This is a genomic window from Parabacteroides sp. TM07-1AC (genome assembly GCF_003480915.1).
Lineage (GTDB): Bacteria > Bacteroidota > Bacteroidia > Bacteroidales > Tannerellaceae > Parabacteroides > Parabacteroides chongii.
This window is the reverse complement of the sequence record NZ_QUKD01000002.1, coordinates 490,091-504,101: the sequence shown is the minus strand read 5'-3', so window position 1 is coordinate 504,101 and position 14,011 is coordinate 490,091. Positions and strand designations below refer to the sequence as shown.

At 44.4% G+C, this 14,011-nt stretch carries 8 protein-coding genes; all 8 read left to right on the top strand.

Going from position 1 to position 14,011, the window contains the following annotated elements:
* Positions 1–45 precede the first annotated feature (45 nt).
* The 8 genes from DXD68_RS06720 (at position 46) to DXD68_RS06685 (ending at position 13,883) form a co-directional block, all read left to right on the top strand.
* On the top strand, positions 46–1,506 hold the full coding sequence (locus tag DXD68_RS06720; protein ID WP_122360867.1) for an alpha-L-fucosidase: 1,461 nt from the start codon (positions 46–48) through the stop codon (positions 1,504–1,506).
* Between the two features lie 403 nt (positions 1,507–1,909).
* On the top strand, positions 1,910–3,742 hold the full coding sequence (ilvD, locus tag DXD68_RS06715; protein ID WP_075556865.1) for a dihydroxy-acid dehydratase: 1,833 nt from the start codon (positions 1,910–1,912) through the stop codon (positions 3,740–3,742).
* A gap of 108 nt (positions 3,743–3,850) precedes the next feature.
* Positions 3,851–5,551, top strand: a complete 1,701-nt coding sequence (gene ilvB / locus DXD68_RS06710) for a biosynthetic-type acetolactate synthase large subunit (protein ID WP_122360866.1) — start codon at positions 3,851–3,853, stop codon at positions 5,549–5,551.
* Positions 5,552–5,563: 12 nt separating this feature from the next.
* Positions 5,564–6,115: an acetolactate synthase small subunit gene (ilvN, locus tag DXD68_RS06705; protein WP_075556283.1), complete on the top strand. Its 552-nt coding sequence runs from the start codon at positions 5,564–5,566 to the stop codon at positions 6,113–6,115.
* A gap of 39 nt (positions 6,116–6,154) precedes the next feature.
* Complete coding sequence (locus DXD68_RS06700; protein ID WP_122360865.1) at positions 6,155–6,886, top strand: acyl-[acyl-carrier-protein] thioesterase; 732 nt, start codon at positions 6,155–6,157, stop codon at positions 6,884–6,886.
* A gap of 168 nt (positions 6,887–7,054) precedes the next feature.
* The gene (ilvC, locus tag DXD68_RS06695; protein WP_007654491.1) at positions 7,055–8,101 is read left to right on the top strand and encodes a ketol-acid reductoisomerase; all 1,047 of its coding nucleotides are present in this window, start codon (positions 7,055–7,057) and stop codon (positions 8,099–8,101) included.
* Between the two features lie 887 nt (positions 8,102–8,988).
* The gene (locus DXD68_RS06690) at positions 8,989–12,273 is read left to right on the top strand and encodes a SusC/RagA family TonB-linked outer membrane protein (protein ID WP_233577014.1); all 3,285 of its coding nucleotides are present in this window, start codon (positions 8,989–8,991) and stop codon (positions 12,271–12,273) included.
* A gap of 17 nt (positions 12,274–12,290) precedes the next feature.
* Positions 12,291–13,883: a RagB/SusD family nutrient uptake outer membrane protein gene (locus DXD68_RS06685; protein ID WP_122360863.1), complete on the top strand. Its 1,593-nt coding sequence runs from the start codon at positions 12,291–12,293 to the stop codon at positions 13,881–13,883.
* Positions 13,884–14,011 lie beyond the last annotated feature (128 nt).

Sequence of the window (14,011 nt, the reverse complement as noted above, 5' to 3'; positions counted from 1 at the left end):
TGATATATTTTATGGATTGGCCCTTCTTATATCCATATAGCGAGAATGAAAAAGCAGTTTATTTATTTTTTGTTTGTATGTACAGCCTGTTTACTGGCTTGCAGTAATCCGGTCGATCCGAACGCTTTAGAACTGAATCCTTCGGAGATTAACCGTTTGATCCCTTTTCGGGGAGAGTTGAATAATGGCGTACGGCAGCTTTATCCGGAGGAACCTTATAAAGCTTTCTGGGCTGAGAACTGGAATACTCCGGAACAGTCGATCGTATGGAAAGTGAATACCGGCGGTGAAGAGTATCAGGCAGCTATGCTGGTTTCCGTCAATCATCTTGAAAAAGGAGAGGAAGCTGTATTGACGCTTTCTAACGGAACGGATAGTGTCGTTTGCCGGATAGGGACGACCGGATGGCAACGTTGCCGTTTTTCACGACCTTTACATTTTAATAAAGGCACTTCTGAATTGTCATTAAAAATCAGCAAGCCGGGGAAAAAGGATGATTTTAATGTGTATCTCTATTCCCTGGAAGTCGTTAAGCCGGAGACTTATAAAAGATTGCAGGCTGAAGCGGCTTCATTACGCAGTAATACGTCGTGGATGGCTGATTTGCCTTACGGGTTCTTCTTTCATTGGAATTCGAAAAGCATGCCGCAGGCAGGCGAGCCGTTAGCTTATGAGGATGCTGTAAATCAATTTGATGTAGAACGTTTTGCCCGGACTGTTCATGAGTGTGGAGGAAAGTTGGTTTTCTTTACGACTTCGTGGGCTGAATATTATTTCCCGGCTCCGATACAAACTATTGATTCGATATTACCGGGGCGGACCACAAAAAGAGATCTTGTTGCTGATCTGTCAGAAGCATTAGGTAAGTATGATATCCGTTTGATCCTGTATTACCATGTAGGGCATGGAGATAAAGAATGGTGGGATAAACAACACTATACACGCAATAATGCCGGAGATCTGTTTACAAATGTGGAAAAGATCGTCAGTGAGATCAGCCAACGTTATGGCAATCGTTTGGCTGGTTTGTGGATGGATGACGGTATTGGTTATTATCCGAATGGCGCATCCTTTGAAAAGATCGCTAAAGCCGCAAAAAGTGGAAATAAAGATTTGGTTATTTGTTTCAATCCCTGGATATTACCGAAGTTGACAGAGTTTCAGGATTATTATGCCGGGGAGTTAGGGTTGTCTTTAGCCAGTGCCGGGGTAAACGATCCTTATCTTCCTGAAGATGGAGACGGTCTGTTTCATGGCGGACCTCAGGATGGTTTGCAAGCCACTTTTTCCGGTACATTGGAACCGGGCGATTGGACTCATATTTATAAAGATTCTATTATCGGTGATCCTGTTCTTTCCATCGAAGAATTGACACAAGTAGTGAAAGAATCCAACAAGCGGAAGAATCTTCCGATGATTAATGTACGTATTTATCAGGACGGCACGATTTCGCCGAAGTCGGCAGCTTTGTTGAAGGAATTGAACAATCGAATTAGCAAGGATTGATAACCGGGAGGTTTCAGATCTAAAGTAAACAGGTGTTCAGGAATAAGAATTCAACCGCTTGAGGGATGGTTCTCTGTTAAAATGCAAGATGAACCATCTCTTTTCTTGATAAATGAAAGAAAAAGTAAGATTTTTCTTTTAAATCCTTTGCTCATATAAATTATTGTTCTACATTTGCAGCGTCAAACAAATTAAAGACGATAAGAAAAGATGATGAACAATGTATTACATATTATTCTCGTGGTGGTCCTTCTAGTCATTAGTAGGTAAGGAGAAAGGTGTGTAAGAAGTTGTGAAGTCGTAAATGATATTTCTTAAGCCTTTCTCCATATAGAGAAGGGCTTTTTTATTTACCGTGGTACGGGCGATTCGCGAATCGCCCATACATAAAAAAACAGATATGATGAAGAATCCGTTAAGAAGTTCATATAGCACAGAGGGCAGACGCATGGCGGGAGCCCGTGCTTTGTGGCGTGCCAACGGCATGAAAGAAGAACAGTTCGGCAAACCGATTATAGCCATTGTGAATTCATTTACTCAGTTTGTCCCGGGACATGTGCATTTGCACGAGATCGGACAACAAGTGAAAGCGGAGATTGAAAAACTCGGTTGCTTTGCCGCAGAATTTAATACGATCGCTATCGATGACGGTATCGCTATGGGACACGACGGAATGCTTTATTCCCTTCCTTCACGCGACATTATTGCAGACAGCGTTGAATACATGGTAAATGCCCATAAGGCTGACGCTATGGTTTGTATCAGCAACTGCGACAAGATCACTCCGGGTATGCTGATGGCTGCGATGCGTTTGAATATCCCGACAATCTTTGTTTCCGGGGGACCGATGGAAGCCGGAAATCTGGACGGACGCGCACTCGACCTGATCGATGCAATGATCGAAGCTGCCGATGATTCTGTAAGCGATGAACAGGTTGAGAAGGTTGAACGTTCGGCTTGTCCGACCTGCGGATGTTGTTCCGGTATGTTTACTGCTAACTCGATGAACTGTCTGAATGAGGCGATCGGTCTGGCTCTTCCCGGTAACGGTACAGTAGTGGCAACGCATGCCAACCGTACGCGCCTGTTTAAGAAGGCAGCTAAAATGATCGTGGATAATGCGTTCAAATATTATCGTGACGGCGATGATTCTGTATTGCCCCGTAGTATTGCCACCCGTCAGGCATTCCTGAATGCGATGTCACTTGATATTGCAATGGGAGGATCTACCAATACAGTCCTTCACTTATTGGCTGTTGCTCATGAAGCGGAAGCTGACTTCACCATGAAAGATATCGATATGCTTTCCCGTAAAACTCCTGTCATCTGTAAAGTGGCTCCAAGCTGTTCCTATCATGTGGAAGATGTGAACCGTGCAGGAGGTATCATGGGGATCATGAATGAATTGGTAAAAGCCGGCCTGGTGGATGATTCGGTGAAACGTGTGGACGGACTGACCCTGGGGCAGGCGATCGACCAATATTGTATCACATCCGTAAATGTAACGGAAGAAGCAATCAATATTTACAAAAGTGCTCCGGCACACCGTTTCAACCTGGTGCTCGGTTCACAGGAAAGCTATTATAAGGAACTCGATACGGATCGTGCAAACGGTTGCATCCGTGATGTGGAACATGCTTATGTAAAAGACGGTGGTCTGGCTGTTCTCTACGGAAATATAGCGCAGGATGGTTGTGTTGTCAAGACAGCAGGGGTAGATGAAAGCATCTTCCGTTTTGCAGGTCCGGCAAAAGTTTTCGATTCGCAGGATGCCGCTTGCGAGGGCATCCTTAAAGACAAAGTCGTCTCCGGCGATGTCGTCGTTATCACCTATGAAGGTCCGAAGGGTGGACCGGGTATGCAGGAAATGTTGTATCCGACCTCTTATATAAAGAGTAAACACCTGGGAAAAGAATGTGCATTGATCACGGACGGACGCTTCAGCGGTGGAACATCAGGTTTGTCAATCGGACATATTTCTCCCGAAGCTGCTGCAGGCGGAGCGATTGGCTTAGTGAAAGACGGCGATATTATTGAAATTAATATTCCCGAGAGAACCATAAACGTAAAGGTAAGCGATGCCGAACTGGCAGAACGCCGCCAGGCAGAAGAAGCCCGCGGACCGAAAGCCTTTACACCTCCTTTCCGCCAGCGTACGGTATCGAAAGCACTGAAGGCATACGCCAAGATGGTTGCTTCGGCCGATAAAGGCGGCGTTAGGGTAATTGACAATTGACAGTGGACAATTGACAATTATGAAAAGTAAAAGACATAATAAGCAGGAAACATTAATAATAACATTCAATTGTCAATTCTCAATTGTCAATTGTCAATTAGAAAAGAGATGGATAAACAAAAGATAACCGGTTCGGAAGCTTTGCTGAAAGCGCTGATCGCTGAAGGAGTAGATACTATCTTCGGTTATCCGGGCGGGCAGGCAATTCCTATATACGATAGTTTATACGACTATAAAGATCAATTGAAACATGTTCTGGTACGCCACGAACAAGGTGCGACACATGCGGCTCAGGGATATGCCCGCGTTTCCGGTAAAGTGGGGGTAACGTTGGTTACTTCCGGACCAGGAGCAACAAATACCATTACCGGTATTGCCGATGCATTGATGGACAGTACGCCGATGGTTGTAATTGCCGGACAAGTTCCGTCTCCACTGCTGGGTACCGACGCTTTTCAGGAAGTCGACGTAATCGGTATTACACAACCAATAACTAAATGGGCTTATCAGATTCGTAAGCCGGAAGAAATAGCCTGGGCCGTATCTCGTGCTTTCTATATCGCATCGACGGGACGTCCCGGTCCGGTAGTACTTGACCTGGCCAAAGATGCACAAGTAGGTTTGGTGGATTATGAATACGAAAAGGTAAATTATATACGCAGTTATCAGCCGGAGCCGGATATCAAACAAGAACGTATTGAAGCCGCTGCCGCTCTGATCAATAGTGCAAAGAAACCGTTCTGTCTGGTAGGCCAGGGGGTTATCCTGGGTGGGGCAGAAGAGGAATTGAAAGCCTTCTTGGAGAAAAACGATATACCTGCCGGTTCGACCGTGTTAGGATTGTCGGCACTTCCTTCCGACTTCCCCTTACATAAAGGTATGCTTGGTATGCATGGAAATGTAGGACCTAACCGGAAGACAAACGAATGTGATGTGCTGATCGCTATCGGTATGCGTTTCGACGACCGTGTGACCGGCGATTTGAAGACATACGCCAAGCAGGCAAAAATTATCCATCTGGATATCGACAACTCGGAAATCGGAAAGAATGTACCTGTTGATATAAAGGTATTGGGGAATGCAAAACATACCATTCCGATGATCACCTCTTTGCTGGAAGAACGGAAGCGTCCCGAATGGAATGCCGAGTTCGAGCCGGATGAAAGGGAAGAAGAAGAAAAAGTGATCCGTAAGGAACTTTTCCCTACCGAAGGGCAGTTGAAGATGGGAGAAGTAGTACGTAAAGTATCCGAAGCAACCGGCAATGATGCTATCCTGGTTACCGATGTAGGTCAAAACCAAATGATGGGTGTCCGTTACTTCAAATATAAGCAAACCCGTAGTGTGGTCACTTCAGGAGGTCTGGGTACGATGGGCTTCGGTCTTCCCGCTGCTATCGGAGCCAAACTGGGTGCTCCCGACCGTACGGTTTGTTTCTTTACCGGCGACGGTGGTATCCAGATGACTATCCAGGAACTGGGAACCATCATGCAGGAAGAACTGAATGTGAAGATCATCGTTCTTAATAATAATTTCCTCGGTATGGTACGCCAGTGGCAGGAATTGTTCTTCCAGGAACGTTATTCGAACACTATCATGAAAAATCCGGACTTTGTCGCGATAGCCAAGGCTTTCGGTATTGCTTCACGCGCTGTCGACAGCCGTGAAGAACTGGACGGTGCAATAGAAGAAATGCTTAACCATGACGGCGCTTACCTGTTGGTTGCCAACGTGGAAACCTGTGGAATGGTATATCCGATGGTTCCGGCCGGAGGAAGCGTTACGAATATGATTTTAGGTGCTAAGTAAGGAGGAACAATTATGAATACGAAAAAATTATATACCGTTATTATCTTTTCAGAAAACACAGTAGGTCTTCTGAACCAGATAACCGTTATCTTTACGCGCCGGCAACTGAACATTGAGACGCTTTCTGTTTCTCCTTCCGCCATAAAGGGAATACATAAGTTCACAATTACTACCTTTGCCGACGAGGATATGATCGATAAGGTCGTTAAACAGATCGACAAGCGTGTGGATATTCTGAAAGCCTATTATAATACGGATGAAGACTTGGTTTACCAGGAAATAGCTCTTTACAAACTGAGTACCGAACTCTTTATCAAGATGGGTACGGTAGAAGATCTGATCCGTAAGTATAATGCCCGTATCCTTGAAATGAACGAGAGCTGTGTCGTACTCGAAAAGAGTGGTCATTATGATGAAACGCAAGCCTTGTTCAAAGAACTGAGTGAGACGATCGGCGTGTTGCAATTCATCCGTTCCGGTCGTGTTGCGATTACGAAGAGTAAGGTAGAGCGCCTGAGCGATATGCTGTCCTCGATGGAAAAGAAGTTGCAGGATAAACATTAATACAAACAGAAGGACTTCGTCCCTTATAAAAAGAAGAGTATGGAGAAGAACAAAGTAGGAGAGTTTCATTTCGTAACCGAGTCTTATCTGATGGACTTTCGGGGGCGCATCACTATTCCGATGATCGGAACTTATTTGCTGCACGCCGCTTCCTGTCATGCCGCCGACCGTGGCTTCGGTTATAACGACATGACCGAAAGGCATACCGCATGGGTGCTTTCCCGCCTGGCAATCGAAATGACTTCCTATCCGGCTATGTCCGAGTCCGTAACCTTATATACCTGGGTCGATGAAGTCGGAAAGTTATTTACCAGCCGTTGTTTCGAACTGGTGAATGGCGAAGGTAAAACATTCGGCTTTGCCCGTTCCATCTGGGCGGCTATCGATGTGGAAACCCGTCGTCCGACTTTGCTCGATGTAGAAGGGCTGAGTGCTTATGTCACCGACCGTCCTTGTCCGATCGAGAAACCCGGTAAGATCTCCCCGGTAGAAAACAAGGTGCCCGGTGAGCCCTATCGTGTGAAATACAGCGACCTCGATGTGAATGGACATTTGAACAGTATCAAATACATGGAACACCTGCTCGATTTATTCGACATCGGCATGTTTCGTGAAAAAGAAATTGGCCGTTTTGAGATCGCTTATCAGTCTGAAGGTAAATATGGCATGGAGTTGACGCTCCATAACCAAGAAGTATCCGAAGGCAAATATAATATGGCAATATGTAACGATGGCAAAGCAATATGCCGCGCCGCTGTCACCTGGACATAGATGCAAAATGGCACACAGATGACGCAGATTGAACAGATGGGCACAGATTTATATTGTGTGAATAAATTATTATCTGTGTAAATCTGTCTAATCTGCGTCATCTGCGTGCCATAGTGAGACTTATATAGAAACAAATTATTTTATATACATTTTAATAGTAAAAAGAAAATGGCAGTAATGAATTTTGGCGGTGTTGATGAAAACGTAGTAACCCGCGAAGAATTTCCGTTGGAAAAGGCAAGAGAAGTATTGAAAGATGAAACTATCGCCGTGATAGGTTATGGCGTACAAGGTCCCGGCCAGAGCCTGAACTTGCGCGACAACGGTTTTAACGTAATTGTAGGACAACGTAAAGGTGGTAAAACCTGGGAAAAAGCCGTTGCTGACGGTTGGGTGCCGGGCGAAACACTGTTCGATATCGAAGAAGCTTGCGAAAAAGCAACAATCATACAGTATCTGCTTTCAGATGCCGCACAGATTGAAGTATGGCCGCGTATCAAAAAATACCTGACTCCGGGTAAGGCATTGTATTTCTCTCACGGTTTCGGTATTACTTATAAAGAACGTACAAACATCATCCCTCCTGCTGATGTAGACGTAATCCTGGTTGCTCCGAAAGGATCGGGTACTTCACTTCGTCGTATGTTCCTGCAGGGCCGTGGCTTGAACTCAAGCTACGCTATCTTCCAGGATGCAACAGGCAAGGCATGGGATCGCGTAATCGCATTGGGTATCGGTGTAGGTTCAGGTTACTTGTTCGAAACAACTTTCAAGAAAGAAGTATATTCCGACCTGACTGGCGAACGTGGTACTTTGATGGGTGCAATCCAGGGATTACTGCTTGCTCAGTACGAAACACTGCGTGAAAACGGTCACGAACCTTCTGAAGCATTCAATGAAACAGTAGAAGAACTTACTCAGTCGTTGATGCCGTTGTTCGCAGAAAACGGTATGGACTGGATGTATGCAAACTGTTCGACTACAGCACAGCGTGGTGCTTTGGACTGGATGGGCCCGTTCCACGATGCTACAAAACCGGTCTTCCAGAAACTGTATAGCGAAGTTGCCTGTGGTAACGAAGCACAGCGTTCTATCGATACAAACAGTAAGCCAGACTACCGTGAAGGTCTTGAAAAAGAACTGGCTGCTCTTCGTGAAAGCGAAATGTGGCGTGCAGGTGCTGTTGTTCGTAAACTTCGTCCTGAAAACAACTAATAGTTGGTGCGATAAGTAAGCTAAACATTTTTGTGATATAAAGCGGTAATCCGGTATGTTCCGGGTTGCCGCTTTTTCTATTCCGTTACCGGTTAAGCATAAACCTCTGACTAATTAAGTCTTACCTCATGACTTATTAATACAAAAGTCCTTACTTATTAAAGCTACCCTGTACACCTTGGCTATCCATCCTGTACACCCTGTCCGGCTACCCTGTACAGGGTAATAATAATAAGTAGGGACTTTTGATTTAAAAACTCCCTAGCTATGCAATAAAAGGTGCTGGAAAGGGATATAGTGGCTACCTGTGTGACTGCTTTTAGCTAAGTAAGTTTTCTATCATAAAGTTTTCCGAATTTATCTGTCATCTGCAACAATTACCTGTATTTGTTTGGCTATTAGGCTATAAATGGTTGCAGATAGTTGTTTTTATCTGCAACCTTATCTGTCATCTGTCACCGGTATGAAACATCACCGTGTTATATGTTAAAACCCGTTATCGGCGAAATTGGTTTATCGATCTCTTATGCTTATTGTATTTGATCGGTTAGGAGTTTTTACCGGATTACTTTTCTTAATTTATGAATGTTAAATAGTGAGGAATAAAGTATTAAATATATATTTTTATGCTTGTAGTTATTAATGATAGATTATATTTGTTGAAGAAAGTATAGTGTGTGTAATCAAGATGAGTAGATCGAAATGTTGTGTGTAAGAAGTTGTGTGTCTTGATTTTGTGAACTTTATTTTAGAACGTATGGACCTAGGCGCTTTTTTGAGGAGAGAAGCGCAACCTCTAATGAAATGAACGCTATTATGATTAAAATTATTTAATTAAAGTCTTGAATTTAACTATGTGGACAGACTCAAAACTAATTAAATCACTAATGTTTTCTGTATTGTTTGGAGCTGCGGGAACTGTAGTTGCAGCTATTCCAACAAGTCCCGAAACGATGGTAGTGCAACAGGGAAATAAGGTCTCAGGCCTTGTCTCTGACGATATGGGGCCCGTAGCCGGTGCTTCTGTCGTAGTAAAAGGAACTTCTGTCGGTACGATTACCGATACCGACGGCCGATTTAGCCTGGATAATGTCCGGCGGGGATCGGTTATTGTAATATCTTTTGTCGGCCTGGCTACGCAGGAGATTACCTGGAATGGGCAAGCCAACTTACATGTTAAGTTGAGCGATGCGACACAAGATTTGGATGAAGTTGTAGTTGTAGCTTATGGTACGGCTAAGAAATCGACCTTTACCGGATCGGCCTCTGTTGTGAAAGCAGAGAAACTGGAAAAGGTGATGGGTACCGGTTTTACGGAAGCATTGCAAGGTATGTCAGCCGGTGTGAATGTGGTAAACGTACAAGGTAATCCCGGTGCCGAAGCCCGTGTCGAAATTCGTGGTATTTCTTCTATGTCCGGAAAGGCTGATCCTTTGTATATTGTGGACGGTATGCCTTACGATGGCGGTCTTAATCAGATCAATCCGACGGATATCGAATCGATGACGGTCTTGAAGGATGCCGCGGCAACCTCTTTGTATGGTTCGCGTGCTGCGAATGGGGTTGTGATGATTACTACCAAGAGGGGTAAATCAGCTAAGCCTCAGATTAATTTCCGTGGGGCATGGGGGACTTCCGACAATGCGGTAAAGAACCCTAAAAAGGCGAACCCTTATCAACAGTTGGAGAATACCTGGTATGCATTGTATTACGATGCATTGCTTTACGATGGCATGGATGCGAAGGCAGCCGGCGATTATGCATCTTCCCAGGCATTGACCAAGCAGGTGAAAGCAACAAGAAATTCAAAGGGAGAAACTATTTATGTGACCCCGTTTAGATATATCAACGAAGATTATGTTTTGCATGACGGTAACGGCAATCCTTACATGAATCCTAATCTGGAATATGTATGGGAGGAAGACGACTGGGATGTTTATAAAGCCATTTTCTCCCGAAAACTACGTCAGGATTATAGTGTGGATATAAGCGGACAGACCGGAAATGGTAAGACTTCATATTTCTTCTCCGGTGGTTACCTGGATGATCAGGGATATGGAAATCGCCAGTATTACAAACGGTATTCTTTCCGTACGAATTTAAGTACGGAACTGTTCGACTGGTGGAAGGTGGCAGGTAGCTTATCCTACTCCCGTCATCGCCAAAATGTATCGGGAGGTGCCAGCCGTGCTGCCAACTTTACGACAACACTGTCGTCTCCCTGGTTGCGTAACGAGGATAATACGGGATGGGTGGTTTCGGAAAAGACCGGAAAAAGAATGTACGACTATGGCAAATACACCAATAACTTTTTCGGAGCACATGTCCTGAACAATTCGGGTGACTATTGGGATAATGAGAATGATGATAGTTTCGATAATAATATGGGACACATTCTCTCGGCTCAGTTTAATACAGAGTTTAAGTTGCCGTATAACCTGAAGTTCCGTTCAGCTTTGAATATCGACGATTACTGGAGTCGTTCGATGGTGTATACATCTGCTGTACATGGTAGCGGCCAGACTGCTCCTTACGGTATTTCTATCCTGGCGGACGGAGGTTATGCCAGCCGTTATGATTTCAATAAGCGCTCTACCACCTGGAATAATGTGTTGTCGGGCGACTGGTCGATCGGCGATCATAATATCTCCGCTATGGCTGGTCACGAGTGGTATACCTGGGATTCCCACTATGAGCAAGGTTGGGGTGAAGGTATCATGGAATTAGGTAAATACGAGTTGTCGAATACGACCAAGAACTTTGGTGTATGGGGAGGCCGTGATAAATATTCTCTGTTGTCATTCTTCGGAAAGTTAGATTATAATTTCCTGAATAAATACTATCTCTCTGCCTCGATTCGTGAGGACGGTTCTTCCCGCTTCAGCTCCGATAACCGTTGGGGTACATTCTGGTCGGCCGGTGCTTCCTGGAGAATATCGAAAGAAGGCTTCCTGGAAGATACGAAATGGATTGACAATCTGGTGCTTCGTGCCAGTTACGGTACGACCGGTAATGATAAGTTGATCGTACGTAATGCCAGTAACGGTAAAGCTGGGGACGAAGTACTATACGGTTATCAGGGAACTTACGAAAGTGATGACCTCTATCTGAAGTCTGGTCTGAAGCCTTCTACTACTCCGACTCCGGATTTGAAATGGGAGAGCAATAAACAATGGAATATTGGTTTGGACTTTTCTTTCCTCAGCCGTCTGAGCGGTACGGTGGAATATTACTCCCGTACGTCCAATGACCTGTTGTATTATAAGGAATTGCCTCTGTCGGCCCAGGTCGGTGCAGCTTCCGGATATAATATGAATATCGGTGACCTTCGTAATAGCGGTGTTGAAATAACGATCAATGCCAACATCTTTACTTCAAAAGATTTCAGATGGGATATCGACGCCAATATGAGTACACTGAAGAATGAGGTTACTTATCTGCCGACAGGTGCTTATACCTATGCAGGTACGGCTTGTACCTATAAAATGGAAGAAGGTAAGTCTATCTACGAGTTTATCGCCCCTCAATATGACGGTGTGAATCCTGAAACAGGTCTGCCCGGTTGGTTGATCCGCGATGGCAACGGCGGTTGGGTACGTACGGAAGACCAGGCGAAAGTAACTACCGATGATTTCGTATACTGCGGTTCTGCCATTCCTAAAGTATTCGGTTCTATCACCAATAATTTCCAGTTTAAAGGGATCGACCTGTCGTTTATGTTCTATTATTCTTATGGATCGAAGATTTCCGACTATACTTACAAAGAACGTATCATGAACCGTCCGGGTGTGGGTGTCGTACAGGAATTGGTAGAAGACCGTTGGAGACAGCCGGGTGACGCGGGAACGCTTATTCCCCGTTGGTCGTATACTCAGTATGGTGCAACGGTTAAATATGCCGACAACTTTGTATTCGACAATCATTACTGGCGTCTGAGAAACCTTACTTTAGGCTATACTTTACCAAAGAATATCAGCCGTAAGGCATTGGTGGAAAATCTGCGTGTGTATGTGACAGGTAATAACCTGTTGACTTTCGGACCGGCAAAGAAACGCTTTACAGATCCCGAAACAGGTGTCATGGGTAACAGTTATAACGGTAACGCTGAAACGGATAACGGTATTCAGGGTTCGAGAAGACTGTATATGGTCGGTATTCAAATCACATTATAAATGCAAAAAAGATATTTATGAAAAGATTATTTATAAACATATCCTTCCTGTCCCTCGCTCTTGTAGGTTTTATTCTAACAGGATGTGATGACGATCTGACAACTAGTTCGTATGTGAAAGTGAATGATACGGATGTGCTCGAAAATATATCCCAGCTGGAAAAAGTATTGACTTCGGCTTATAAACAGTTGTATTTTAATACGGATAAAGGCGATCGTGTGTATGCCGGGCTTCCGGGCTTCCAAATGTATGTCGATGCAGGCGGTGCGGATATCGTGAGCCATACCAATATGGGTGGCGACCAGGTAACGGCTTATCAGTATTCGAACTCAAAGACGCAGGCGGATGGAAATGCATCCAAGATATGGTCGATGTGCTATAACGTGATCAACCGTGCCAACATTATCCTGACCAATGTGGATAATGCCAGCGGAGATGAAACGCAAAAGAAACATATCAAAGGGCAGGCGTTGGCTATGCGTGGAATTCAATACTTCCATCTGATACAGAATTATCAGCAGACGTATGTTATTGCAAAAAATAAACGGGGTGTGATTTTGCGTACCTCTTCCAATGATGAAGCTCATAAAGGCTTTTCAACGGTGGAGGAAATATATACGCAGATTGTGTCTGACCTTACCACTGCAAAGTCGTTGCTCGCTGATTATCATCCGACAGACTTATGGTTAATTAATTCGGAGATTTGTTCCGGTATCCTGGCCCGTGTATATCTGGTGATGCAGAACTGGGAAGGGGCTTACAACGAAGCGAAGATCGTTTATGACAACCATAGCCAGTTGATGACGCGCGAACAGTACCGTTCGGGATTCGACGATATGATCAGCGGCAATTATCCGGAAGTGGTTTGGGCGATGAAGTATACAGCCGATAACAACCTGGGTGGTAGTACGCAGTTTAACTTTTGGTATAATCAAGATGAAAGTTATGGCGAAGGCTATGCGGATGGTCCGATCTATTCTTTCCTGGATTACTTTGTAGATGAGCAGTTTGTAAAACTGTTTGAGGAAAAAGAAGACCGGTATCAGTTTTGGAAACGTACAAGGAATGCGAACAAGGAAATCAATACAAAATGGGCTTTCGACAAGTATAAACATTACGGAGAAGATGGAGGAAGTGTGATCCAAAGTGCTACTCGTCCTGAAGTGTGCCTGATGCGTGGTGCTGAAATGCTGTTGATCATGGCGGAGGCTGCTGCTCAGAAAGGAAGTACAGGAGAGGCTCTGACTTTATTGAATCGTTTGCAGGTAGCACGTAATGCGACTCCGACAACCAACGGAGGTGGGGATGCATTATTGGAAGATATCTACAAAGAACGGCGTAAAGAGCTGATCTGTGAAGGACAGGCTGGTTTTTATGATCTGGTTCGTTTGCAGAAGCGATTGATTCGTTATGGCGAAACAGCTGCAAATCCTGCCGGACATTATGTGTGGGGCATGCAATATCTGAATGGTTATAATGTCAGCGATCCTCAACCTGTGGGAATTCTGGAATCGAACGATTACCGTTTCTTCTGTCAGATTCCTCAAATGGAAATCCTTAATAATGATGCAATCTCAGAGGCTGATCAGAATCCTTGGAGCGGGCAGTAAAAATTCATTCATATTATAATAGAAGGAGCTTTTAGGAGCTCCTTTTTTTGTGTTGAAAATACCATAGTCTCTATAGAACTCTTGTTATTTCGCGGTCAAATATAGTAATATTATTTAATTTGGATTTA